23 protein-coding genes and 3 tRNA genes are annotated in these 24,449 nt (G+C 72.0%); 13 read left to right on the top strand and 13 right to left on the bottom strand.

The window, feature by feature from the left end; genetic code table 11:
- Positions 1-698: 698 nt before the first annotated feature.
- On the bottom strand, positions 699-1,796 hold the full coding sequence (locus tag P696_RS48090; protein ID WP_051468172.1) for a glycosyltransferase family 2 protein: 1,098 nt from the start codon (positions 1,794-1,796) through the stop codon (positions 699-701).
- Between the two features lie 337 nt (positions 1,797-2,133).
- Between P696_RS48090 and P696_RS0125630 the strand changes: the two genes are divergently transcribed.
- Positions 2,134-2,748, top strand: a complete 615-nt coding sequence (locus P696_RS0125630) for a TetR/AcrR family transcriptional regulator (protein ID WP_064744112.1) — start codon at positions 2,134-2,136, stop codon at positions 2,746-2,748.
- Positions 2,749-2,844: 96 nt separating this feature from the next.
- On the opposite strand, the gene P696_RS0125625 is transcribed toward P696_RS0125630, so the two are convergent.
- Positions 2,845-3,573, bottom strand: coding sequence for a TetR/AcrR family transcriptional regulator (locus P696_RS0125625; protein ID WP_026414560.1), 729 nt, complete (start codon positions 3,571-3,573; stop codon positions 2,845-2,847).
- A gap of 114 nt (positions 3,574-3,687) precedes the next feature.
- On the opposite strand from P696_RS0125625, the gene P696_RS0125620 reads away from it, so the two are divergent.
- Together P696_RS0125620 and P696_RS0125615 are read left to right on the top strand one after the other, a co-directional pair.
- Positions 3,688-4,656 carry a daunorubicin resistance protein DrrA family ABC transporter ATP-binding protein gene (locus tag P696_RS0125620; protein WP_026414559.1) on the top strand — a complete coding sequence of 323 codons (969 nt, stop codon included), beginning with the start codon at positions 3,688-3,690 and terminating at the stop codon, positions 4,654-4,656.
- Positions 4,653-5,477, top strand: a complete 825-nt coding sequence (locus P696_RS0125615) for an ABC transporter permease (RefSeq protein WP_026414558.1) — start codon at positions 4,653-4,655, stop codon at positions 5,475-5,477. Before P696_RS0125620 ends, P696_RS0125615 begins: the two co-directional genes overlap by 4 nt.
- 75 nt (positions 5,478-5,552) lie before the next feature.
- Here P696_RS0125615 and P696_RS0125610 read toward each other — a convergent pair.
- The 5 genes from P696_RS0125610 to P696_RS0125590 all read right to left on the bottom strand — a co-directional run bounded on the left by P696_RS0125610 (position 5,553) and on the right by P696_RS0125590 (position 7,986).
- Positions 5,553-5,627: transfer RNA gene (locus tag P696_RS0125610), tRNA-Val, on the bottom strand.
- Between the two features lie 32 nt (positions 5,628-5,659).
- Positions 5,660-5,730 (bottom strand) — tRNA-Cys (locus P696_RS0125605).
- 32 nt (positions 5,731-5,762) lie between these two features.
- A tRNA-Gly gene (locus P696_RS0125600) sits at positions 5,763-5,834 on the bottom strand.
- Positions 5,835-6,020: 186 nt separating this feature from the next.
- A complete protein-coding gene (locus tag P696_RS48085; RefSeq protein ID WP_064744111.1) occupies positions 6,021-7,046 on the bottom strand; it encodes a CHAP domain-containing protein in 1,026 nt (341 codons plus the stop codon).
- 121 nt (positions 7,047-7,167) lie between these two features.
- On the bottom strand, positions 7,168-7,986 hold the full coding sequence (locus P696_RS0125590; RefSeq protein WP_026414557.1) for a universal stress protein: 819 nt from the start codon (positions 7,984-7,986) through the stop codon (positions 7,168-7,170).
- Positions 7,987-8,126: 140 nt separating this feature from the next.
- Between P696_RS0125590 and P696_RS0125585 the strand changes: the two genes are divergently transcribed.
- Positions 8,127-8,702, top strand: coding sequence for a YceI family protein (locus P696_RS0125585; RefSeq protein WP_026414556.1), 576 nt, complete (start codon positions 8,127-8,129; stop codon positions 8,700-8,702).
- A gap of 27 nt (positions 8,703-8,729) precedes the next feature.
- Here the strand turns inward: P696_RS0125585 and P696_RS0125580 are convergent, their stop codons facing one another.
- Positions 8,730-9,644, bottom strand: coding sequence for a LysR family transcriptional regulator (locus tag P696_RS0125580; protein WP_026414555.1), 915 nt, complete (start codon positions 9,642-9,644; stop codon positions 8,730-8,732).
- Between the two features lie 94 nt (positions 9,645-9,738).
- On the opposite strand from P696_RS0125580, the gene P696_RS0125575 reads away from it, so the two are divergent.
- A complete protein-coding gene (locus tag P696_RS0125575; RefSeq protein ID WP_051468171.1) occupies positions 9,739-10,860 on the top strand; it encodes a TDT family transporter in 1,122 nt (373 codons plus the stop codon).
- A gap of 155 nt (positions 10,861-11,015) precedes the next feature.
- Positions 11,016-13,361: an ATP-binding protein gene (locus P696_RS0125570; protein WP_026414553.1), complete on the top strand. Its 2,346-nt coding sequence runs from the start codon at positions 11,016-11,018 to the stop codon at positions 13,359-13,361.
- 15 nt (positions 13,362-13,376) lie between these two features.
- Here the strand turns inward: P696_RS0125570 and P696_RS0125565 are convergent, their stop codons facing one another.
- Together P696_RS0125565 and P696_RS0125560 are read right to left on the bottom strand one after the other, a co-directional pair.
- The gene (locus P696_RS0125565) at positions 13,377-14,615 is read right to left on the bottom strand and encodes a M20 metallopeptidase family protein (protein ID WP_026414552.1); all 1,239 of its coding nucleotides are present in this window, start codon (positions 14,613-14,615) and stop codon (positions 13,377-13,379) included.
- A gap of 76 nt (positions 14,616-14,691) precedes the next feature.
- The gene (locus tag P696_RS0125560) at positions 14,692-15,459 is read right to left on the bottom strand and encodes a maleylpyruvate isomerase family mycothiol-dependent enzyme (protein ID WP_026414551.1); all 768 of its coding nucleotides are present in this window, start codon (positions 15,457-15,459) and stop codon (positions 14,692-14,694) included.
- 86 nt (positions 15,460-15,545) lie between these two features.
- Between P696_RS0125560 and P696_RS48080 the strand changes: the two genes are divergently transcribed.
- From P696_RS48080 to P696_RS0125545, 3 genes are read left to right on the top strand one after another with little or no spacing between them, the layout of a single operon-like run.
- Positions 15,546-16,217 (top strand): MerR family transcriptional regulator, encoded by a 672-nt coding sequence (locus P696_RS48080; RefSeq protein WP_211245855.1) that lies wholly within the window; start codon positions 15,546-15,548, stop codon positions 16,215-16,217.
- 30 nt (positions 16,218-16,247) lie between these two features.
- Positions 16,248-17,360: an LLM class flavin-dependent oxidoreductase gene (locus P696_RS0125550; RefSeq protein ID WP_026414550.1), complete on the top strand. Its 1,113-nt coding sequence runs from the start codon at positions 16,248-16,250 to the stop codon at positions 17,358-17,360.
- Complete coding sequence (locus tag P696_RS0125545; RefSeq protein WP_026414549.1) at positions 17,357-17,971, top strand: FMN reductase; 615 nt, start codon at positions 17,357-17,359, stop codon at positions 17,969-17,971. Before P696_RS0125550 ends, P696_RS0125545 begins: the two co-directional genes overlap by 4 nt.
- A gap of 23 nt (positions 17,972-17,994) precedes the next feature.
- Here the strand turns inward: P696_RS0125545 and P696_RS0125540 are convergent, their stop codons facing one another.
- The gene (locus P696_RS0125540; RefSeq protein ID WP_026414548.1) at positions 17,995-18,696 is read right to left on the bottom strand and encodes an SDR family oxidoreductase; all 702 of its coding nucleotides are present in this window, start codon (positions 18,694-18,696) and stop codon (positions 17,995-17,997) included.
- 34 nt (positions 18,697-18,730) lie between these two features.
- Positions 18,731-19,450, bottom strand: coding sequence for a hypothetical protein (locus P696_RS0125535; RefSeq protein ID WP_026414547.1), 720 nt, complete (start codon positions 19,448-19,450; stop codon positions 18,731-18,733).
- A gap of 121 nt (positions 19,451-19,571) precedes the next feature.
- On the opposite strand from P696_RS0125535, the gene P696_RS48075 reads away from it, so the two are divergent.
- From P696_RS48075 to P696_RS0125515, 4 genes are all read left to right on the top strand, one after another.
- The gene (locus P696_RS48075) at positions 19,572-21,287 is read left to right on the top strand and encodes an MFS transporter (protein WP_051468169.1); all 1,716 of its coding nucleotides are present in this window, start codon (positions 19,572-19,574) and stop codon (positions 21,285-21,287) included.
- A 314-nt stretch (positions 21,288-21,601) separates the two neighbouring features.
- Positions 21,602-21,916 (top strand): SH3 domain-containing protein, encoded by a 315-nt coding sequence (locus P696_RS0125525; protein ID WP_026414546.1) that lies wholly within the window; start codon positions 21,602-21,604, stop codon positions 21,914-21,916.
- Between the two features lie 241 nt (positions 21,917-22,157).
- Positions 22,158-22,484, top strand: coding sequence for an SH3 domain-containing protein (locus P696_RS0125520; RefSeq protein WP_026414545.1), 327 nt, complete (start codon positions 22,158-22,160; stop codon positions 22,482-22,484).
- 433 nt (positions 22,485-22,917) lie between these two features.
- Positions 22,918-23,235, top strand: a complete 318-nt coding sequence (locus P696_RS0125515; RefSeq protein ID WP_026414544.1) for a hypothetical protein — start codon at positions 22,918-22,920, stop codon at positions 23,233-23,235.
- A 525-nt stretch (positions 23,236-23,760) separates the two neighbouring features.
- Here the strand turns inward: P696_RS0125515 and P696_RS48070 are convergent.
- Positions 23,761-24,348 carry a TetR/AcrR family transcriptional regulator gene (locus tag P696_RS48070; protein WP_034486843.1) on the bottom strand — a complete coding sequence of 196 codons (588 nt, stop codon included), beginning with the start codon at positions 24,346-24,348 and terminating at the stop codon, positions 23,761-23,763.
- Positions 24,349-24,449 lie beyond the last annotated feature (101 nt).

The following is a 24,449-nucleotide window of genomic DNA, read 5'->3' as shown; positions in this document are numbered from 1 at the left end:
GTAAGGACACCGGGTGCTGATGGCCAGGGTGTTGATCGGAAGATTATCGGCGACGGGTCGTCCAAAGCGATCGTCCTGCGCCACGATCTCGCCAAATCGCTGGCCAATGTCGGACGACCCGGGCGAGCTGGGAACTCGACCCGACAACAACTACAGCTAGCAGGATGCCAGCTCCGTCGCGACCACATCATGAACTGCGGAAAGAGCACCCGGGTGTGTCGTCACCGAACCGACAAGCCGGAGTCGACCCCGACGAGAACGGCGAAACCGACGAAAGGCTGCCGCGCCCGCCGGAAGCAACGCCGCCGATTAATCCCGATCCGCCCACCCTCAAGCAGTAAAGAACCGAACCGCACCGCACCGCGCGACCACCCGAATTCCCAACGCGATCGGACAACCCAAAGCACCCCACGAACACCGACCCAGCTCCCCCCAGCACGCCCCCCACGAAAGGCCCACCCAAGAGAGCGAGCATGCACGCGGCCCACAGGCCGTTCGCACTGCACGCCCGTTCGCAGGACGCGCTTGTTCATTGGACGCGCCCGTTCGTAGGACGTGGCCGGTTGGTAGGGCGGCCTGTTCGTGGGGCCGGGGTTCGTGGGAGGGATCGCGATGCTTCCGGGGCTTTCGGGGGAGTCCCGGAAGCATCGCGCCTGGCTGTCCATGGACGTGGTTGGCAAGTGACGGGCGATTGGGTGTCAGCGGCCCTTGTGGTAGGTGGTGAGGGTCTTGGCCAGGCCCAGTGGGACCAGGACGAGTTCCACGAGCATCGCCTTCCACGCGTAGTACGTGTTGACGACCCGGATCGGATAGAGGCACGGGAGGTTGGTCAGTACCCGGCGCAGGGGGATATCGCGTTTTCGGGCGGCGTAGAGCAGCGTCCCGACGAGCAGCGGTAACTCGCTGGCCAGCCACCAGAGGGCGGCGTACGCGAGCGGGACGTGCCAGGCCGTGGTCAGCAGGACGGGCGTCAGCCACCACAACGGGGCGAGCAGGATCTCCAGGACGGCGAGCGCGACCCAGAGGGCCAGCATGGGTTTGTGGCGCACCATCGGGATCAGGTGCAGCCGGACGTTCTGGAAGAACCCCGACATCCAGCGCCAGACCTGGCGGCGCAGGTAGACCAGGGACTCGGGATCGGCCGCCCAGGCCACGGCCTCGGGGACGTAGACGGCGCGGCGGCCCTCGATCTGCCAGGTCCAGGTGGCGTCCATGTCCTCGACGATGGTCCGTTCGGGGAAGCCACCGGACGCCGCCAGGACGTCACGGCGGAACGTCGAGCAGCAGCCGGAGCAGACCATCGGGCTCGCCGCGCCCTGCTGGATGGGGCGCTGGAAGTGGAACCCGAAGAGGTACTCCACCGAGCGCCCGCGTTCCCAGAGGGTGCGGGTGAAGCGGGTCTGGACGTTGCCGGCCGCGATCACGACGCCGGGGTCGGCGAAGACCGGGCGCAGACGTTCGACGTAGTCGGGGGCGAGGACGGTGTCGGCGTCGACCGCGAGCACCAGGTCGCCCTCGCAGTGGGGGAGGGCGTGGTTCTGCGCGCGGGCCTTGCTGCCCAGCTGACGGTCGGGCCGCAGGACGGTCGCGCCGTGAGCGCGGGCGACCTCGCCCGTGCGGTCGGTGGACCCGTCGTCCACCACGATGATCTGGTCGGGAGGGACGGTCTGCCGACGCAGGGACCGGAGGGTGGCGGGCAGGCCCGCCTCCTCGTTGTGTGCCGGGACGATGACGGTGAGCGTCAGGTCGCCGGAGCCGGACGTCGTGGCCTCGGTCGTGAGGGTCGGGGCGGTCATCGGGCGCCTCGCATCCGGGCCAGGGCGCGGCCGGTGGCCGTCGCGATCCAGACCGTTCCGTAGACCAGGGTGCTGACGCCGATTCCCGGGAATCCGCCGTGCATGTGTCGTTCCTTTCTCGAGTGCCGGTTGGGCTCACGAACCATCCTGGGCGGCACGGCACCTCGAGCGACAGTCGACGCCGCAACTGTGGATAACCCCGAAAAACAGCAGGTCAGCGCCCTCGCGCGGCCAACTCCGAAGCCCGACACGCCTCAGAACGAACCCGCTGCGTCAGCCTCGGAGTGAACTCACCCGACCTTGACGGAGTGAGTGCTCACTCCGTACCGTGGGCGGCATGGACACCCCACCCACCCGCCGCAGGGCGCCGGGCATGAGTCCCGAACAGCGCAGGGAGATGATCGTCCGGACGGCGCTGCCGCTGGTCGCCGAGCACGGCACGGCCGTGACCACGGGGCAGATCGCCCGCGCCGCCGGCATCGGCGAGGCGACGATCTTCCGCGTCTTCGCCGACAAGGACGCGTTGCTCGACGCCTGCACCGCGGAGGTCCTGCGCAACGACCACGTCCTGGCCGAGATCGCCGAGATCTCCCTCGACCGTCCGCTCGCCGAGCGCCTCACCGAGGCGGTCGCGGCGATCGACGCCTACCTGGCCCGCATGGGCATGGTCCTCGGCGCCCTGTTCGCCACCGGACGCAAGGGACGCGGCGCCCAAGGCGGCGCCGAGCAGGCCGGGCCCGGCCCCGACCGCGGCGCGTCCATGGAGAGCACGCTCGAGGCCCTGGCCGAACTCTTCGAACCCGAACGCGACAGGCTCCGCCTTCCCCCCGAGCAGATCGCCGCGATGTTCATGGGCTTGGCGTTCAGCCGCAGCCGTCCGGTCGGCGAGGCCGCCATCCCGATCGAGGACGCCATCGACATCTTCCTCAACGGCGCCGTAACCCCCATCTGACCTCCCGCCCAACCGTCGAACCGCCCGAACCGCCGACCGCCCGGGCGGGCGCGGCGTGCCGCACGCAGATACTGCTCGACGTGTCCTCGCAGACGGTCAGTCTTCGGTGGAATGGGGGAGGGATGCCTCGATGCAGTCGAGGACGCGGTCCAGGCCGTGCCGGAACTGCTCGTCGCGGCTCAGGCGTGGCTGGCGCGCCTCCATCGCGATCTTCGTGAAGAGCGGGTACTTACCGCTTTCCAGGACTTGCCGCAGGTAGGGGTGGTTGCGCGCGGCCCAGTCCTCCTCGCTGAGCCCACTGCGGCGGATCTCCTCCGCCGTGGTGACCTCGTCGCGGGCTGCACCCTCGACGTAGCCGTTCAGGATCCCCATGAGCGCGAGGTTCTCGTCGATGGGGACGAGCGGGTCCAACACCCCCATCACCTGCTCGATCAGCCGCAGCTGGTTGGGGCCGTACCCGGGAAGCGAACGGTTCGCGGTGGCGATCCAGGGGTGCCGCAACCACATCGCCCGCGTCTGGTCGGCGTAACGCCGCAGGTCGGAGCGCCAGTCGCCGGACGGGACGTCCTTCAGGTCGATCTCGCCCATGAGGTGGTCGGCCATCAGCTCGATCAGGTCGTCCCGGCTCGGGACGTACCGGTACAGCGACATCGCGCCCGCGCCGATCTCGGCGGCGATCCGCCGCATGGTCGCGGCCTCCAGGCCCTCGGTGTCGGCGATCCGGACGGCGGCCTCGGTGATCTGGGCGCGACTGTAGGCGGGCTTCGGGCCCCGGGCGGGCCGCTCCGGCCGCATCCAGATGTTGGTGTACTCGGCGTCGGGCACCCTTCCCCCTCCAAGTGCGTACGAAGTACCCGGTAATTCGGCGCAACCACTTGCGTACGCGGTACGCGATTACTAGTCTCACTTTCTGCGTACAGCATACCCAGTGGAGGGATCATGACCGATCCGATCGTCCTCGCCGAGGGGCTGAACAAGTCCTTCGGCGACACGCGCGCTCTGCGCGGCCTGGACCTCGGCGTCCCCGAAGGGACGATCTGCGGCGTGCTCGGCCCGAACGGCGCGGGCAAGACGACCGCGGTGCGCATCCTCGCGACACTGTCCGCCCCCGATGCCGGACACGCCCGCGTCGCCGGATACGACGTCGTCCGCCAGGCGGGCCGGGTGCGCGAGCGGATCGGGCTCGCGGGCCAGTTCGCCGCCGTGGACGAGAAGCTCACCGGACGCGCCAACCTGCGCATGTTCGGGCGCCTGTGCCACCTGCCCCGGCGCGAGGCGCACCGGCGGGCCGACGACCTGCTCGAACGCTTCGGGCTGGCGGACGCCGCCGACCGCCGCGTCGCCGGCTACTCCGGCGGGATGCGCCGCCGCCTCGACCTGATCACGTGCCTGATCCAGCGCCCCGACGTGCTCTTCCTGGACGAGCCGACCACCGGCCTCGACCCGCGGAGCCGGACCGAGATCTGGGACGCCGTCCGCGCGCTGGTCGCGGACGGCACCACGGTCCTGCTCACCACGCAGTACCTGGACGAGGCCGACCGCCTGGCCGACGACATCGCCGTCGTCGACCACGGACGGGTGATCGCCACCGGCGCGCCCGACGAACTGAAGGCCGCCATCGGCGACAGCCTCGACGTCGTCCTCGAGGACCCCGGCGCGCTGCGCCCCGCCGCGTCCGTCCTGCACGGCCTGGCCGGGACCGACCCCACGATGACCGGCGCCGACCGGCTCAGCGTGCCCCTGCCCGGCGGCGCGTTCCGGCTCGCCGACGTCGTGCGGGAGCTCGACCGCGCCGGGGTCGTCGCCGCCGACGTCCGGCTGCGCCGTCCCACCCTCGACGAGGTGTTCCTCCGCCTCACCGATTCCCTCGCAGCCCCCTTCGCCGACTCTGAGGAGAGCGTCCGATGACCACGGCCACCCCCACCCCCACCGCCGGACGTCTGCGCCGGCCGGTCGGCGACGGGCTGGTCCTCGTCGCCCGCGAAGTCGCGCGTCTGAAGGCCGAGCCCGGCCAGATCGTCGCAGCGCTGATCTTCCCCGTCGTCATGGTCGTGCTGTTCGGCTACGTCTTCGGCAGCGCCATCCAAGTGCCGGGCGGGGGCGACTACCGCGAGTACCTGATGCCGGGCCTGTTCGCGATGGTGACCTTCACGGCCGTCCAGGGGGTCATGACGCGGACGGCCGCCGACGCGTCCCAGGGCGTGACGGACCGGATCCGGTCCATGCCGACCGCGCGGCTCGCCGTTCCCTTCGGGCAGACCGGGGCCGACTCCCTCATCGGCCTGCCCCTGCTCGCGATCATGGTGGTGACCGGTCTCCTGGTCGGCTGGCAGCCGCATCGCGGCGCGATCTCCACGGCCGAGGCGTTCCTGCTGATCGTCCTGCTGCGGTACGCGCTGGGCTGGGTCGGCGTGTACCTGGGACTGGTGGTGAAGGACGAGCAGACGGCCGCCCAGCTGGTGCCGCTGTTCCTGCCGGTCACGATGCTGTCCAACGCCTTCGTCCCGACGGACGGCATGCCGGCCTGGCTGCGGTTCGTCGCCGACTGGAACCCGGTGAGCGCGATCACCGCCGCCGCGCGCGACCTGTTCGGGAACCCGGGCGTGCGGTCGGCGCATCCGGCCTGGCCGATGGAGCACCCGGTGGCCGCGGTCCTGATCTGTTCGGTCGCGCTGCTGATCGTGTTCGTGCCGCTGTCGGCGCGCACCCACGCCCGACGGGGGCGCTGAGGAAGGGCGTGAACGAGGAAGAGGGCGAACGCGGAAAACCCCAAGTCGAGGACCGGGGTCCTGACCTGGGGTGGGTGGTGGGCGATACTGGGATTGAACCAGTGACCTCTACCGTGTCAAGGTAGCGCTCTCCCACTGAGCTAATCGCCCGGGCTCGTGCACTCGAAGGGGGCACGGCACAGAGGTGGAGACGGGATTTGAACCCGTGTACACGGCTTTGCAGGCCGTTGCCTCGCCTCTCGGCCACTCCACCAGAGCGAGACCGGCAAACGGCCTGCCTCTCAGAGCGGAAGACGGGATTCGAACCCGCGACCCTCACCTTGGCAAGGTGATGCTCTACCACTGAGCCACTTCCGCGTGCCGTCCGGGTTTCCCCGGCGACGTCGTTAACTTTAGCGGAACTCCGGCGATGATGCCCACTCGACGCTCGCGCGGGCGCGCCTCGCGTGCCCGCGCGCCACGCCCGCCACCTGCGGCTCCCTGGGCGTGTCTCAAAGCCGCCCGCCCCACTCGCCCCGGGCGGCGGCGACTTTGAGGCACGCCCTAGGCGGGTGTGGTCTTCTCGTCCCCGGCGGGGGCCAGGGGGCGCGACAGGGGGGAGGTGAGCGTGGACTCGTGGTGCAGGTCGTCCCAGAAGGCCAGGTCCTCGTCCTCCTGGAGGTGGGCGATGCGGCCCCAGAACTCGCGGTCCTCGGCCTGGTGGGCGGCGGCGAGGGAGAGGGCGGGCATGACCGTGGTCTCGGAGGCGGCCTCGTCCAGGTCGGCTGGGGTGACGTCTGCGGGGAGGGCGACCGGGGCGGCCGGGCGGTGGTGCTTGCCGCGCTTGCGGACGCGGATGGGCGCGCGGTCCGGGGCCAGTTCGGCGGCGCGGGCGGCGGCGGCCCTCCCGGCGCTGAGCGCGACCGTCCCGCACAGGATGAGGGCCAGGACGCCGCCCAGCACGACCTCCTGCGAGGGGAGATCGCCCCCCTGGTGGGGCGTCGGGGCCGGAAGGTGCCGGGCCGTCGCGGCGGACGCGTCCTGCGCGGTGCCGACGTCCGGGCCGACGTCCCGGACGGACGCCGGGGGAGCGGCGTGCTTCGGCGCGTGCCGCTCGGTGATCTTGACGCGGCCCGGGTAGCCGTAGCCGACCACCTTGGCGTCGTCGCAGCGGGTGTGCCGGATGAGCCGTCCGCCGTCGGTGTTGCCCTCGATCGTGTGCAGGCAGTCGCCGTCGACCGACTCGACGAGGCCGACGTGGTCGATCTGGTCGAGGTCGCCGCTGCCGGACCAGTCGTAGAACACCAGGGCCCCGGCCTCGGGGGTGTGCCCGAACGCGCCCTGCTTCTGGAACCACTTGGCGTGGTCGACGGTGGACGCGAACCGGCCGGCCTGCTGAGCGACCCCGGCCTGCTGGGCGGCCCAGGCGAGGAACATGTCGCACCACGGAGCGGTGGAGAAGTAGGAGTCGTGGTCGCCGTCGACGGCCGTCCGGTACCACTCTCCGTACTTGGAGTAACCGTCGTCCTTCGCCTGGTAGCCGATCTGCTGCCGGGCGATGTCCAGCAACTTCCCGCCGATGGGATCCAATGACGCTCCAAGGTCACGTATTGATCTCGACGGAATGTAGCGAAGGTAAATTCGACCCGCAAGCAGTTCGGGGTGAAACGGCCATCCTGGGCTATCGGCGTGGGGGTCGCCGGTGACTAGGTCAGGAGTAGCCCCTCGGGAGGACGGCGACCGGACAGGAGGCCGCCCGCAGGACCTTCAGCGCCATCTCTCCCAGGAAGACCTGGTGCGCGGACGCGTCCTCGGAGCTGGCCAGGACGAGCAGTTCCCCCTCGGGCCAGGGCACGTCGGCGAGAGCGTCGGCCACGTCGTCGCCCTCGGCCAGTTCGGCGGTCACGGCCTCGGCCGGCAGGCCGGACGTCTCCTGGGCGTGGCGGATGGCCAGGGCCAGGTCGTCGCGGAGACGTCCGCGGGGCTCGTCGTCGCCGACCGCCAGGGTGATCAGCCGCAGCGGGACGTCCAGGGCGAGGGCCGCCAGGGCGGTCCGCTCGACGGCCTCGTCGGCCTGGGGGCGGCGCACGTACGACAGGGTGATGCGGCCGAGCCGCTCGGGCGGCTCGTACCCGGCCGGAGTGATCATGACGGCCTCGTTGGAGGCGTGCAGCAGGTTGTCGCCGGCCGCGCCGACCGCGACCCGGCCGTGCGCGCCGCCCTCCTGGGAGCCGATCACGATGAGGTCCGCGCCCGTCCGGCTGGCCAGCGTGGAAAGGCCGCGGCCCACCCCGCGCGCCTCCTGGGCGACGAACTCGGCGGACAGCTCCGGCGCGGACTCGGCGAGCAGCTCCTCGGCCTGCTTCAGGACGGTCAGCGCCTCGCCCGCGGCGGCCGGACGGTCCGGCGGGTGGACGTGCGCGACGGTCAGGCGGCCCCCGGTCAGCGCGACCACGGTCCGGGCCAGGCGCAGCGCCTCGCGGCCGCCGCTGCCCGACTCGTACCCGGCCAGCACGTGTTCTCCGATCACGTCCTGTTTCTTCCCCCCAGGTCGGCGGACATGCGGGAGGGCGGTCGGCGGTCGTCCCCCGGCCTCGTCTGGATTGGACCTGTCTGGGTGGTTCTGCGGTAGATTCACGTGCGCTGCGTGAAATGTAGACATTTGGGGGAATGTTGACGCTGGATGACGCCGCGCCGGGCCTGACGTCCGGGCGCTGGACCATCGACCCCGCCCATTCCGAGATCACCTTCTCCGTCCGGCACCTGATGACGACCGTGCGCGGGACGTTCCCCGAGTTCGCCGGGGAGGCGCGCATCGCGGACGACCCGTTCGACTCGTCCGCGCGGGCGGAGATCACGCTCGCCTCCCTCGACACCCGCAACGCCGACCGGGACGCGCACGTCCGGTCCGCCGACTTCCTGGACGTGGAGCGGCACCCGGTGATGAGCTTCACCACCACCGGCGTCGAGCGCGCCACCGTCGGCCGCCGCGCCCGCACGCCCCGCTTCCACGTGGACGGCGAGCTGGCCGTCCGGGGCGTGACCCGCCCGGTGCGGATGCTGTCGGAGTACCACGGCGTCAGCGAGGACCCCTGGGGCGGCCTGCGCGCGGGCTTCACCGCCACCGCCGAGATCAGCCGCCGCGACTTCGGCATCGAGTTCAACATCCCGCTCCAGGGCGACAAGGTCGTCCTCGGCGACACGATCGCCATCCAGCTGGAGATCCAGCTGGTCAAGGCCGCCTGACGCCCGCCGGCCGGCGGCAGGGTCGTGTCAGGGCGCGGGCGCAGCGCTCCGGCACAGCGACAGCAGGTCGCGGGCCGGGCCCGCCGGACGCGTTCCCGCAGGCCAGACCGCACGCAGCGGACGCGACAGATCGAGTTCGCGGACGGGCACGTCCACCAGCCTGCCCCGGGCCAGCTCGTCGGTGACGGCCAGCTCGCTCACCACCACCGGGCCCGCCCCGGACACCGCCGAGCCCTTGAGCGCCGTCGTGGACGCCAGCTGGAGCATCGGCGGGGCCGCGCCGCCGTGCGCGGAGAGCGCCCGGTCCAGCACCTCGCGGGTTCCGGACCCCTCCTCGCGGAGGATCAGCGGCGTCGTCGCCAGCTCCTCCGAGGTGATCCCCGAGCGGCGGCGGGCCCAGGGGTGCTTCGGCGCGACCACGACGACGAGACGGTCCGTGGAGACGATCGCGCCGCTCAGCCCGGACGGTTTGCGCACGCCCTCCACGAACCCGAGGTCGGCTTCCCCCGCGCGCACGAGCTCGGCCACGGCGGTCGAGTTGGCGGCGCGCAGCGTCACCGCCGTGTCCGGACGGGCCTCCCGCAGCGCCACCAGCCAGCCCGGCATCAGGTATTCGGCCACGGTCAGGCTCGCCGCCAGGCGCAGTCGTCCGTCGCGCCGCTCCCGCAGGGCCCCGACGCCCGCGTCCAGGGCGTGCGCCGCGTCCACCACCTGCTGGGCCCACTCGGCGACGAGCGCGCCCGCCTGCGTGGGGCGCGAGCCGCGCGGCGAGCGCTCCAGGAGCGCCATGCCGAGCTGACGTTCCATGGACCGGATCCGCGCGCTCGCGGCGGGCTGGGTGACGCCGAGCTCCGCCGCCGCGCGCCCGACGCTGCCCAGCCGGACGACCGCGAGCAGCAGTTCGAGCGCGGTCAGATCGGGGACGCGGTGGGACAGCGGCATGATCCCAGTCTAGCCCCGGCCATAACCTCGTCTTATGGCCCCATAGGGCCGTGACCACTACTGATCGTTTCGGGGCGGCGGCAGTCTTGAGGGCATGGGGATCACCGTCGCACCGCCTCAGCGGGTCATTCTGGGGGAGCTCGATCGTCCGGCCGAGGCGTTCCGGCACCTCGGGCCGAACTGGTACGCCGCCGTCATGGGGACGGCGATCATGGCGAACGGCGCGAACGCGCTGCCGGTGACGGTGCCCGGCCTGCACCGGTTCGCCGTGGTGTTCTGGGGGCTCGGGCTGCTGATGCTCCTGGCGCTGTCAGGCGCCCGGCTCGTCCACTTCGTCCGTTATCGGGCCGAGGCGCGCGCGATGCTGCTGGAGAACCCGGGGACGGCCGTCTTCTACGGCTGCCCGCCGATGGCGCTGCTGGCCGTCGGCGCGGGCACCCTCACGCTCGGCCGCGACGTCCTCGGCGAGCCCGCCGCCGTCACGGTCGCCTGGGTCCTGTGGACGGCCGGAACGGTGTACTCGCTGCTGGTCGCGTTCGGCATTCCTTACCTGATGGCCACGCGGCACGAGATTCGGCCCGGGACGGCGAACCCGACCTGGCTGCTTCCCGTGGTCGCGCCGATGGTCGCCGCCGCGACCGGCCCCGCGCTCATCCCGCACCTCCCGGACGGCCAGGCGCGCGCGACCATGCTCTACGGCTGCTACGCCATGTTCGGCGTGAGCCTGATGCTCACGATGATGCTGCTCCCGGTCGTCTGGCACCGGATCGCGCACGACAAGCTCGCGCCGCTCACCCTCACCCCGACGCTCTTCCTGGTGCTCGGGCCGCTCGGCCAGTCCACGACGGCCGCCGGCGCGCTCGGCGGGGCCGCGCCCGCCGCCGCGCCCGAGTACGCGCGGGCCATGCACGCGTTCGGCGTCCTGTACGGGGTGCCGGTCCTCGGGTTCGCGCTGGTGTGGCTGGTCCTGTGCCTCGCCGCCAACCGCCGGGCGCTGGCGTCCGGGATGCCGTTCGCGATGACGTGGTGGGCGTTCACCTTCCCGGTCGGGACGTGCGTGACCGGCGCGTCCGCGCTGGCCAGGGCCACCGGCCTCACCGCGATGACCTGGGTTTCGGTCGCCCTCTACCTCGTCCTCGCGGCCGGATGGCTCGCCGCGGGGATCAACACCGCGCGTGGTCTGCGCACCGGACGGCTCTTGCTCCCGCCCCGCTGACCCGTCCCGGTGGCCTCTCACCGCCGGTCGGACCGGGGGATTCGGACGAGCCGGAACCCGGGGTGACGGAGCGGTTGCACGCTGTGCTCCAAGGGGTACCATGCGACGACGTCCCCCCATCCGTCACCGGCCCGCGCCGGTGGGAAGAGGCGCCGGTGTCGCTCAGCACCCTGCACCAACGGCCGGGACGCCTCCCGGCCGAGATGACCAGCTTCGTCGGCCGTCGCGAGGAACTGGCAGATATCGAGCGCCTGCTGGCGCGCTGCCGCCTGGTCACGCTCACCGGCCCCGGAGGGGTCGGCAAGACCCGGCTCGCGGTCCGCGCCGCCCGCGCCGCCGCCCCTCCCGACGGCGTCTGGTTCGTCGACCTCACCGCCGCGCCCGAGCCCGGCCTGGTCGCCCGGGTCGTCGCGGACGCGCTCGGCCTGCCCGACCAGGGCGGCGGCGAGCCGCTGGACGCGACCATCGAGTTCCTCTCCCGCCGTCCGGGCCTGCTCGTGCTGGACACCTGCGAGCACCTCATCGACTCCTGCGCGATGCTCGCCGAGACGGTGCTGCACGCCGCGCCCGACCTGCGCGTCCTCGCGACCAGCAGGCAGCCGCTCGACATCGCGGGCGAGCACACCCTCGTCGTCGCGCCGCTGCCGAGCCCGGTGCCCGGCGAGGAGGGCGCGAGGGGCGGGGCGAACGGCGCCGGGCCGGGCGCCGCCGACGGAGCGGTCGCGTTGTTCACCGACCGGGCGTCCGCCGTGGTGCCCGGCTGGACGGCGTCCGGCGACGACCGTGAGGCGGTCGCGCTCCTGTGCCGGCGGCTGGACGGCATCCCGCTGGCGATCGAACTGGCCGCGGTCCAGGTCCGGGCGCTGTCGCCGCGGCAGATCCTGGAGCGGCTCGACCGGCACGGCCTCGAGGTGAGGGGCCGCCGCACCGCGCTGCTGCGACACCAGACGCTGCGTTCGGCGATCGACTGGAGCCACGGGCTGTGCTCGCCGGACGAGCGTCTGCTGTGGGCGCGGCTGTCGGTGCTCGCCGCCGACTTCGACCTGGAGGCCGCCGAACACGTCTGCGGCGACGAACGGCTCGCCCCGGCGATGGTGTTCGACCTGGTCGCGGGCCTGCTGGCGAAGTCGATCGTGCAGCGCGTGGAGCGCGACGGACGCGTCCGCTACCGCATGCTCGACACGCTGCGCGAGTACGGGGCCGAACGGCTGGAGGAGCTCGGCGAGACCGAGCTGACGCGCGCCCGCGCCTTCGACTGGTTCGCCGGGACGCTCCAGACCGCGGTGAGTGAGCTGGGCGGCCCCCGCCAGCGGCACTGGCTGGAGTGGCACGCGCGTGAGGAGGCGGGCATCCGCGCGCTGCTCGACTGGGGCATCCGCGCCGCGCCGGACGAGGCGCTCGTCTCGGCGCATGTCTGCAACGGCCGCCTGCTCTGCCTGCGCGGCCGGATCGGCGAGTCCTGGCACTGGGTACGGCGCATGCTGGACGCCCGTCCGCCCGGTGACGAGCCGTTCTGGGGCGAGGCGCTGGGGCTCTCGGCGATGCTGGCGGGGTTCCAGCGCGACCTCGCCGGCGCGGCCGGGCTGGCGGCCCAGGCCCTCGCGCGCCCGTCCGGCCCGAAGGACGGATGCGGAGCCGGATACGCGCGTGCCGCCGAGGGCGTCGTCGCACTTCAGGAGGGTGATGCCGAGCGGGCGCTCGCGGCGCTGACCGAGGCCGGGCGCCTGCTCGCACAGGCGTGTCCGGGCGAGGTCATCTCATCGATCGTCCCGCTGCTCGCGGGCGTCGCGCACGCGGCGCTCGGCGACCTCGCCACGGCCCGCGACATCGCCGCGCGGGCGCTGCGCGAGACCGAACGCGAGGGCAACGTGTGGGGGCAGGCGTACGCCCGCGCCCTGCACGGCGTCGTGCTGCTCCTGCTCGGTGAGGCCGCCGAGGGGCTCGCGGTCGGACGCGCCGGGCTGCGGACGATGGCCGACCTGGACAACCGGCTCGGCCTGGCGCTGTGCCTGGAGGTCGTGGCCTGCGGCTTGGCCGCGACGGACCAGCACCGGGGCGCGGCCGTCCTGTTCGGCGCGGCCAAGCGGCAGTACGACGACAGCGGCGCGGTGCTCTTCGGCCCGGTCTACGCGGCCATCATCGGCGTCGTGGTCGACGGCGTGCGCACCGAACTCGGCCCCGAGCCCTTCCTGGCCGCCGCGGAGTCCGGCGCCCGGACGGACCTGGACGCCGTTCTCGCCGAGGCGCTCGGCGAACGCCGCGAGGCGCCGTCCGCCGGTCCGGCGAACGGGCGTCCCCGCGGATCGCTCAGCCCCCGCGAGTGGGAGATCGCCGAGCTGGTCGCGCAGGGCCTGACCAACCGGGAGATCGCCGACCGCCTGGTCATCGCCAAGCGCACCGCCGACTCCCACGTCGAGCACATCCTGGCGAAACTCGCCGTCTCCTCACGCGCCGAGATAGCCGCCTGGTACGCCCGCAACGCCCGCCCGGCCGACTCCTAGGCGGCCGACCACACCTCACACCTCGGCCTCAGAGGGCGTCTCGGCGTTGAGGCGGCGGATGGCCAGTTCGGCGAGGAGCGCGGTGCCGTCGGGGAGGACGTCCTCGTCGAAGCGGGCGTCGGCGGAGTGGTTGTTGGCGGCTTCGGACGGGTCGACCCCGGGCGGGCAGGCGCCGAGGATCAGGAACGCCGAGGGGATCTCGTTGCCGACGAAGGAGAAGTCCTCGGAGGCGGGGATCGGGCGCGGGGAGTCGAGGTAGCGCTCCGCGCCGAAGGTCTCGCGGACGGTCTCGCCGGCGAAGGCGGCTTCGGCGTCGTCGTTGTTGGTGACCGGATAGTCCTGGAAGTACTGGACGTCCACCTCCAGGCCGTGGGCGTCGGCGATGCCGTGGAGGAGCCGGGCGCAGCGGTCGGCCATCTCCTGGGGCACGTGCCCGGCGAAGGAGCGCACCGTGCCGGTGAAGGTGACCTCGTCCGGGATCACGTTGTCCATGGTGCCCGCGTGGAAGGTGGTGATGGTCAGCACCACGGGGTCGAACGCGTCGAAGCGGCGGGTCACGAGGTTCTGGAGGGCGGTGACCATCTCGCACGAGGCGGGGAGCGGGTCGTTGGCGAGGTGCGGCATCGAGCCGTGGCCGCCGGTGCCGCGGACGGTCACGCGGAGGCGGTCGGCGGCGGCGAGGATCGGGCCGGAGCGGCACACGAACAGCCCGGACGGGAAGCCCGCCGAGAGCACGTGCAGCGCGTAGGCGGCGACCGGACGCTCGCCCGCCGCGTCCAGCACGCCCTCGTCGATCATGATCTTCGCGCCGCCGAGGCCCTCCTCGCCGGGCTGGAACATGAAGATGACGTTCCCGGCCAGGTTCTCGCGCCGGTCCGCGAGCAGCCGCGCGGCCCCGGTGAGCATGCTGGTGTGGAGGTCGTGGCCGCAGGCGTGCATGAGGCCCGGCGTCCGCGAGATCAGGTCGGCGTCGCCGCGCTCGGTGACCGGCAGCGCGTCCATGTCACCGCGTAGCAGGACGGTGGGCCCGGGACGCCCGCCGCGCAGGACGGCCGTGACGGAGTGGAGGCGCTCGCCGGTCGAGATCTCCAGAGGCAGGTCGTCGAGCGCGGCGAGCACCTTCTCCTGGGTGCGCGGGAGGTCCAGCCCGAGCTCCGGTTCGCGGTGGAGGTCGCGGCGCAGCCGGACCAGGTCGTCGCGGAGGCCGTCGGCGTCCGCGCGCAGTGTCGAGCCGGGGATCGTGGAGCGGGGCATGGGCGCCTCCTGAACCTCAGGAACGATCTTTCGCCTCACGGTATCCCCGAGCCCCGGCCCGGCGGCACCCCCGGACTCAGCCGAACGCGGTCAGGGACGTCCAGTGGTCGAGCAGGGCCCGGTCGCCGACGACCCTCACGCGCGGGTCATCGGCGGTGATACGCCTGCTGAGCAGCAGGAACAGGTCGGAGGCCCCGCCGCGGACGACCACCTGGGCGTCGGCCGCCCGCGCCGTCTCGGTCACCCGCGGCCCGTCCGGCGTGCGGGTGACCAGCCAGGCGGGCAGGTCCGCTTCGGCGGGACGCCACAGCAGGGTCTCGCCGTCGCCGCGCAGTTGCGCGATCTTCGGGTTCACCCGCGCGACGAACGGCGAGGCCACCAGGGCCAGGCCCTCGGCGACGCCGTCGGCGGCGAGGTCGGCGTCGAGCTCCCACTCCGCGCCGACGGTGATCGCCGCGTCCGCGTGGTGGACGGTCGTGTCGTGCAGCAGCCTCCGCAGCCAGAACCCGGCGGGCACGTCGTCGCCGAACGGGCTCCAGACCGGTTCGTCCGCCGCTTCGACGGCCGCGACCAGCCGGTCGGCGCCGCCGCCGAGCCACGCTTCCCAGAGGTGGGGGTTCATGCCGTCCGGGACGACCTGGGGGAGCGGCTCACGCGCGCGCGATTCGATGGTCTCGGCCATCGCGGGCAGTGCGCCGCCGATGTGCTCGACGAGCTGCCGCAGCGTCCAGTCCGGGCAGGTCGGCACGGTCATGTCGGGGTCTCCGCCGCTCGCCTTCCGGCCGAGCGCCGAAGCGTGCAGCCGCAGGGCCGCGGCGAGCCTGTCCCGGGGTGGAGTGTCCATGAGATGGCCCCTTCTGCGTTGTCGTCCGATCTGTCATGTCGAACCGATGCCCGTACCGTAGGAGCTCCAGTCCGCTGGAGGTTCAAGTGTCTGTGGCCCATGTCACTCCGCTGGGCATCGGGGAATTGTCCCGGCGGACCGGTGTGCCCGTCCGGACGATCCGCTTCTACTGCGACGAGGGCCTGCTCGAGCCGCTGCGGAGCGAGGGCGGGCACCGCCGGTTCGGCTTGGACGCGCCGGAGCGACTGCGGACCGTCCGGCGGCTGCGGTCGCTGGGCATGGGCCTGGCCGCGATCCGGGCCGTCCTCGCGGGGGAGGACGATCTCGGCGAGGCGATCGCGCGGGAGCGCGCCTCGGTGGACGCCGAACTGTCCGTGCTCGCCTGGCGGAGCGCGGCGCTCCGGGCGGCCGAGCAGGGGGACCCGGCAGGACGTGCCGCGCGGCTCGACCTGCTCGCCGCCGTCGCGGACGGCCCCGCCGCGCACGCCGTCCTCACCGGCTTCTGGCGGAGCCAGGCCGTCGCGCTCGAGAAGGGGCCGTTCCTGGACGCCTTCCTGGAGATGGCCGCGCCCTCCCCGCCGATCATGAGCCGCGCATGGTCCGGTACTGGGCGCTCACCGAGGCCGTCACCGGCGGTCCGCATGTGGTCAGCCGGGCGCACTGGTGGCTGTTCAGTGCCCTTGACCTGGACATATGTGCCTGATCAAGGCTTGGGGGGCGGGTCTGGAATAACCCGGGGGGCGACTCCGCTAAGGTAGTTGAACCTTCTACTAAATGGAGTCGTGATGATGCAGTTCGGGATCTTCTCGGTCGGACAGGTCTCGACCGACCCCGCCACCGGCCGGGTGCAGAGCGAGCACGACAAGATCCGGATGATGGTCCGGCTCGCGCGCCGCGCCGAGGAGGTCGGGCTCGACGTCTTCGCGACCGGCGAGCACCACAACCCGCCGTTCGTGCCGTCGTCGCCGACGACCCTGCTGGGCTATGTCGCGGCGCAGACCGAGCGGCTGGTGCTGTCCACCGCGACCACGCTGATCACCACCAACGACCCGGTGAAGATCGCCGAGGACTTCGCGACGCTGCAGCACCTGTCGGACGGCCGGACGGACCTGATGATGGGACGCGGCAACACCGCGCCCGTCTACCCCTGGTTCGGCAAGGACATCCGGGACGGCCTCGACCTGGCGATCGAGAACTACCACCTGCTGCACCGGCTCTGGCGCGAGGACGTCGTGGACTGGAAGGGCCAGCACCGCACCGCGCTGCAGGGCTTCACCGCCACGCCCCGTCCCCTGGACGGCGTCCCGCCGTTCGTCTGGCACGGCTCCATCCGCAGCCCGGAGATCGCCGAGCAGGCGGCCTACTACGGCGACGGCTTCTTCCACAACAACATCTTCTGGCCCATGGAGCACGTCCAGCGCATGGTCGCCCTGTACCGGCGGCGTTACGAGCACTACGGCCACGGCGCGGCGGACCAGGCGATCGTCGGCCTCGGCGGCCAGGTCTACATGCGGCCCAAGGCCGAGGACGCGATCCGCGAGTTCCGGCCCTACTTCGACACGTCCTACGTGTACGCGAACGGGCCGTCCCTCGAGGAGACGATGAAGACGACCCCGCTGACCGTCGGCACGCCCGAGCAGGTCATCGAGCGGACGCTCGCCTTCCGCGACGCGGTCGGCGACTACCAGCGGCAGCTGTTCACGCTGGACCTCGGGCTGCCCGAGGAGGCCGTCATGGAGCAGGTCGACATCCTGGGCGAGGAGGTCGTCCCGGTGCTGCGCAAGGAGTTCGCGATCGGACGCCCCGCGCACGTCCCGGACGCCCCGACCCACGCGTCCCTGCTCGCGGCGAAGAAGGACGAGAGCGGCAAGAGCGACGACAAGGAAGAGGTCACGCGATGACCACGCCGACGACCACGCGCAGCCTCGCGGTCGTGTCGTCCGGCCTGCGCGAGCCGTCCTCCACCCGGATGCTCGCCGACCGGCTGGCCCAGGCGACCGCCGAGGCCCTGCGCGAGCGGGGCGAGGAGGCGGTCGTCGAGGTGATCGAGCTGCGCACCCTCGGCCACGACCTGGTCAACAACCTGGTCAGCGGGTTCCCGGCGGGCGAGCTGAAGGGCGCCGTCGAGACGGTGACCGGCGCGGACGCGCTGATCGCCGTGACGCCGGTGTTCCAGGCGTCCTACAGCGGGCTGTTCAAGACGTTCTTCGACGTTCTCGACAAGGACGCGCTGGAGAACACGCCCACGCTGCTCGGCGCGACCGGCGGCACGCCCCGGCACTCGCTCGCGATCGACTTCGCGATGCGTCCGCTGTTCGCCTACCTGCGCGCCGCCGTCCAGCCGACCGCCGTGTACGCGGCGACCGAGGACTGGGGGAGCGGTGAGCTGGCCGAGCGCGTCGACCGGGCCGGGCGGGAGCTCGCCGACACGATCGTCGGACGGGCCCCCGCCGCCAAGCCCGACCCCTTCGAGGAGCCCGTCCCCTTCGAGCGGCTGCTCTTCAAGGAATAGGCCCGTGATCGGCCGGGCGCGTGCTAGTTGGCCTGGCCGATCGGGCGGACGACCATGGTGTTGACGTCCACGCCGTTGGGCTGCGACACCGCCCAGACGATGGCGCGGCCGATGTCCTCCGAGGTGAGCATGCGCGGGTAGTCGGGCTTCCCGACGTGCTCCCAGAAGTCGGACTCGGTCGCGCCCGGCGCGATCAGCGTGACGCCGACACCATCGGACGTCACCAGGCGGCGGGTGTTCTCCGCCAGGCCGGTCATCGCCCACTTCGTCGCGCCGTAGAGGTTGCCGGGCGTGTTCACGAACCCGGCGACGCTGCCGACGATCACGATCCTGCCCTGGGCGTTCTTCAGCTCGGGCAGGGCGGCCTTGATGAGGTAGGCCGGGCCGAGCACGTTGGTCAGCACCATCTCGCGCATGTCGTCCGGGTCGGAGTCGGCCACCGAACGGCCCTTGGCGCCGCCCGCGTTCGCGACGACGGCGTCGAGGCGTCCGAACCGCTCGACCGTGGCCCGGACGGCCGCCTCGACCTGTCCGTAGTCGGACGCGTCGCCCGCGATCGTCAGCAGGCCGTCCGGTTCGCCGAGTTCCTTGGCCACCTGGTCGAGGCGCTCCTGGCGGCGTCCGGTGATGGCGACCTCGCGTCCGGCGGCGAGCAGCTCCCGGGCGGTGGCCGCGCCGATGCCGGTGCCGCCGCCGGTGATGAGGGTCACGTGGGATTCGGTCATGCCGCCGATCCCACCATCTGGAGCGCGCTCCAGGTCAACCCGTTTCCGCGTCGGCCGCGCGCCGCCCGGTGACCGTCGTGCCCGGCCGGTCGGGCAGCGGGACGGGGGAGGCGAGCATCAGGTCGCCCGCCAGCAGGACTGGCCAGAGGTCGTCCCGCTCGTGCGGACGGTCCGGCGGGACGAACACGGCGTCGTCCAGCGCGACGATCAGGTGCGGGACGAGCAGCGAACGGCGCAGCGACTCGTCCGGGTCGAGCGAGTGCGGCCAGTCGGTGACGTTCAGGACCTCGATGTTCAGCCGCGTCAGCCCTTGCCCGCGGCGCCCGGCACGCGTGAACGCCTCGGCGCGCGTGCGCACGAGGACGTGGATGGGCCAGCGGCTTCGGACGACGCGTCCGCACACGAGCGGCTCGACCGTCCGGCGCGCCGGGACGACCCGGACCAGCGTGTGCTCGGCGGCGAGCAGGTCGGCGAGCCGGTACTCGGGGGCGATCTCCTCGGGGACGGCCTCGTCGCCCGGATGCAGGGCGACGCCGTGGCAGTCCGTGACGCCGTCCGGCTCGACCCGGCGGGCCTGCATGTGCAGGAAGCGCAGCCGCATCCGGACGAGCGCGCTCGGACCTGCGCGCAGCGCGCAGTCGGCGCGGACACGGGACGCGGCGCCCGGCCCGGGCGGGGCCAGGGCGCGGCGCGGACGGCCCGCCGCGAGCAACAGGGAGTCGGCCAGATCGCGGGCCAGTTCGACGTCGGACACCGAATGCGCCTCCCTTCGCCACACTCCTACCCGAACGTGACGGATACCACCCTTTGACGTACGTTAGTTAGCGTAAGAAACTATTCGGAAGCCTCCCCCGCCGCCCCTTCCGGAGGTCCGCGTGGACCACGCCCGCCCGTCCACCCGCTACGCGTGGATCGCGCTGAGCAACACCACGCTCGGCATGCTGCTCGCCACGGTCAACTCGTCCATCGTCATCATCTCCCTGCCCGCGATCTTCCGCGGGATCCACCTGGACCCCCTCCAGCCCGGCAACGTCAGTTACCTGCTGTGGATCCTGATGGGCTACATGCTTGTGTCGGCCGTCCTGGTCGTGACGCTCGGCAGGCTCGGCGACCTGTTCGGCCGCGTCCGCATGTACAACGCGGGCTTCGCGGTGTTCACGGCCGGGACGCTCGTGCTGGCGCTCGACCCGCTGCACGGCGGGGCGGGCGCGGTCTGGCTGATCGGCTGGCGGATCTTCCAGGGCATCGGCGGCGCGATGCTCATGGCCAACTCCGCCGCCATCCTCACCGACGCGTTCCCCGCCAGACGGCGTGGCATGGCCATGGGAGTCAACCAGGTCGCGGGCATCGCCGGAAGCTTCCTCGGCCTGGTCGCGGGCGGCCTGCTCAGCGAGGTCAGCTGGCGGCTGGTGTTCTTCGCGTCCGCGCCGATCGGCGTCATCGGGACGGTCTGGGCCTACCGCAGCCTCGTCGAGACCGCGCGGCGCGCCACGAGGATCAGCATCGACTGGGCGGGCAACCTCACCTTCGCCGCCGGGCTGACCGCGCTGCTCGCCGCGATCACCTACGGCATCCAGCCCTACGGCGGGCACGTCATGGGCTGGACGAACCCCTGGGTGCTCACCGGCGTCATCGGCGGGATCGCGCTGCTCGCGGTGTTCTGCGTCGTCGAGACGCGGGTTCCGGAACCCATGTTCCGGCTCGGCCTGTTCCGGATCCGCGCGTTCGCCGCGGGCAACGCCGCCGGACTGCTCGCCGCGATCTCGCGCGGCGGCATGCAGTTCATGCTGATCATCTGGCTGCAGGGCATCTGGCTGCCGCTGCACGGCTACGACTTCGCCGACACCCCGCTGTGGGCCGGGATCTACCTGCTGCCGCTGACCGTCGGGTTCCTGGTCGCCGGGCCGCTGTCGGGCCATCTCTCGGACCGGCACGGCGCGCGGGCCTTCGCGTCCGGCGGGCTGCTGCTGTCCGCGGCGGGCTTCGCCGGACTGCTGCTGATCCCGACCGACTTCCCGTACTGGCTGTTCGCGCTGCTGATCTTCGTGAGCGGGCTCGGCTCCGGGCTGTTCGCCGCGCCCAACACCACCGCCATCATGAACGCGGTCCCGGCCGACCAGCGCGGCGTCGCGTCCGGGATGCGGGCGACCTTCATGAACGCCGGGATGGTGCTGTCCATCGGCGTGTTCTTCTCCCTGATGATCGCGGGCCTGGCGGACCGGCTGCCGGGGACGCTGTCCGGCGGGCTGACCGCGCACGGCGTCCCGCCGTCCGCGGCGGACCACGTGGCGAGCCTGCCGCCGGTCGGCACGCTGTTCGCCGCCTTCCTCGGCTACAACCCGATCGGCAGCCTGCTCGGCCAGGGCGGGGTGCTCGCCTCGCTGCCGCCCGGCGACGCCGCCGAACTGACCGGACGGTCCTACTTCCCGCACCTGATCTCCGGGCCGTTCCACCACGGCCTGGTCATCGTGTTCTCGCTGGCCATCGCCATGTCGCTGGTCGCCGCGGTCGCCTCGCTGCTGCGCGGGAAGCGGTTCGTCCACGAGGAGCACGCGGACCACGGGACCCGGACGGCCAGCCGCGTCCACTGAACCGCACGACCGGCCACGGTCGCCGAGCGGGGGGCGTCGAGCGGAGGGTGCCGAGCGGGGCGTCGAGCGGGGGCGTCGAGCCGGATCATCGGGGCTCTGAGCAGGGGGAACGGGATCTCGCGGGCGCATGACCGGGAGGTCACTGTGCTGTGCCCCCGGAGCGGGGGCGCCGACCCGTCACAAGCCCGCTGACCTGCGGCGATGTGGCTCGCCGCGAGGTCACCTGTCGTCTCGGTGACCCCGGGCTTCCTTGAGGCCCCTTCTGACTCGTGTTGCACTCCTTCAACACCCCGCGCAGCGTGAAGGAGGCAACCATGAAGACCTGGCAGACGGCCGCGCTGGCCGTCCCGCTGATCACGTTCTCGATGCTGGCCCCCGGGCGGGCGGAGGCGAGTGAGCCGGCCTCGTCGGCCTCGGTGCCGACGTGCCACTGGAAGGTGGTGCACGTGCACCGCCACCATGTCCTGAACGTCCGGTCCGGTCCCGGTCTGAGGTATCGGGTGGTGGGTCATCTGAGGCACGGCGCCAAGCGGATTCCCGGCGCCTGCCACAAGTCCCGCAGGGGCTGGGTCCACCTCCACCGGCCCCGGGGCTGGGCGAGCGGTCACTACCTGAGGAAGGTCCACTAGCCGAACCGCGTTCTGGCGCTCTGAACTGGTCAAACAGTGGTTCGCCGACCTGTGACCACGGGGTCACTCTGGGCTGCCTCCGGAGGGGCAGATCATTCCGTGACGGCGTGTCTGACCTGCGGCGATATGACTCTCCCTGGCGATATATATCGCTTCGGTGAGTTCAGGCTTTCTTGAGGCTTCTTCCAGCTCGTGTTGCACTCTTTCAACAGTTCTGCGCGAGTACGCGAAGGGGGTACTCATGAAAATCCTGAAGGCGGCCGCACTGGCCGCCCCACTGGTCACGTTCTCGATGCTGGCGCCCGCCCAGGCGGACGCGAGCACGGCGACGAGCGCAGCGTCCGCACCGCCCGTCTGCTACTACGACGTGGTGCACGTCCAGCCCGGTCACTACCTGAACGTCCGGTTCGGTCCCGGGCTGCACTACCGGATCGTCGCCCGTCTGCGGTACAACGCCAAGCACGTCCCCAGTGACTGCAAGACGCACCGTGCCGACCACCGCACCTGGGTCCACCTCACCCACCCGATGGGCTGGTCCGACGGTCACTACCTGAAGAGGGTCCACTAGCAAGCCGGACCGTCCGGCCGGCCTGGCGGTGGGGCCTGGCCGGCCGGACTCCAGGGGGCCGATGCCCGGAGTGCGTGTCCGGGCCACCGACGCCCCCCGGCCCCGGAGGACGGAGCACGACCCGTCCTCCGGGGCCGCCCCTTTCCCCTCGCCGCGGCGCGGTGTCCGGCGGGCGCCGCGCCGCGGCGCGTGTAAGAAGTTCTCCGGCGCTCTGAACTGGGCGAACAGCAGATCGCCACCATGTGACCGAGTGGTCATGGTGTTAGGCCGCCGAGGTGTAAGAGCATCTTCGTGGAGGCCCCGTGACCTGCGATGACAGGGCTCGCTGGGGCGTTACATGTCGTCCGGGTGATTTCGGGCTTTCTTGAGGCTTCTGCCGTCCGGTGCTGCACTCGTTCCACAGTCTGCACCGAGTACATCAAGGAGGTACTCAATGAAGATCTGGCAGACAGCCGCACTGGCCGTCCCGCTGATCGCCGCCTCGACGCTGGTCCCCGGCCAGGCGAACGCGAGCTCGACCGCCACTCCCTCCGCGGCGTCGGCGGCGCGCTACTGCTACTACAACGTGCACTCGCACGGGCACTACTGGATCGACGTCTGGAACCGGCCTTACCGGCCGCACTACGTGGTGGGGCACCTGTACCGCTACGCCAGGCACATCCGCGGTGAGTGCCACAGCCACTACGGCTACGTCCACATCTACCACCCCTACGGCTGGGTGTACCGGAGCTACCTGTACCGGAGCTACTAGCCCGTAAGGTCGTCCGGCCGGTCGGCGGTGGGGTCGGCCGGCCGGATGCCAGGGGCTTCATGGAGCGTTCCGGGTCGGGGCGCTCCGCGCGACCGCCCCGGTGCGGACGGGGATCTGGGGTGCCCCGTCCGGGCCGTGCGGCGCGGTGTCCCCGGCCTGGAACGCGAGTCCGGGGCATGGTCCCGGGCTGTGATTGACCCCGGCCCCGGAGGACGGATCGGGTGGTCCTCCGGGGCCGGGGCCGCCTGGCGTCCCCCCTTGGTGCACGACCCGCCGGGCGGCCGGCCGTCCGGGCCCGGTCACGAGAGGCCCGGGCGGCCACCCCTTCGGGGCGGCGCCCGACGTGGACGCCGGGTCGGGGGCGACGGCGTCCCGCGCCTCCTACCGGCAGCCGCCATCCTATTTATCTCTTGCGCAAGTGTGCAAACATTTGGACGCGCCGATCTCCGGCCCGGCGGGTGCCGCCGGTCTTCGGCGCGCTGATCGGCTCGCTCCGCTCGGAGCCGTCCGCGCCGGTGACGCGGGTCAGTTCGCGGGCTGTTGCCGCTGGGCGTGCGCGGGGTGGTTGTCGACCAGTTCCATGGCGATCTGCAGGGCGGCCTCGTGTCGCTCGTCGTCGGAGATGTCCATGTCGCGCATCAGGAACACGCTCATGTGCAGGGACATGATGGACAGGCGGGCGCGGAGCTGGTCGACCACGGGGTCGCGGTCGTCCGCCAGGACGCGCGCGAGTTTGAGGAAGCGGGCGCGCGCTCCCTCGCCCGGCTTGAGGTCGCGGACCTCCTGCTGGTTCTGCGACATGAAGCGCATGAGGTCGCCGGCGGGTCCGCGCAGCATCTCGGCGTAGCGCTCGATGATCTCCACGCGGTGCTCGCGGGTCATCGGCTCCGACTGCGCCCAGGCGACCAGTTCGTCCACCTTCTCGCCGACCTCTTCGAAGAGGCTGGCGATGATGTCCTCTTTGGTCTTGAAGTGGTAGTAGAGGGCGGCCTTGGTCACGCCGAGCCGCTCGGCGATCTCGCGCAGCGAGGTCTTCTCGTAGCCCTGTTCGGCGAACAGTTCGAGTGCGACCCTGCGAATCTCCTCGCGGGTGTTGCCCCGTCGTCCGCCCATGATCTCTCCCCTGTCCCTGCAACTTACTTGACGACCGGCTAGTTGGCAGCTTACCGTACGACAGGTAAGCAAACTAGCCGGACGGCAAGTAAGTTGGGTTC

The organism is Actinomadura oligospora ATCC 43269, from assembly GCF_000518265.1.
GTDB lineage: Bacteria > Actinomycetota > Actinomycetes > Streptosporangiales > Streptosporangiaceae > Spirillospora > Spirillospora oligospora.
This window is presented reverse-complemented; position numbering and strand designations above follow the sequence as displayed.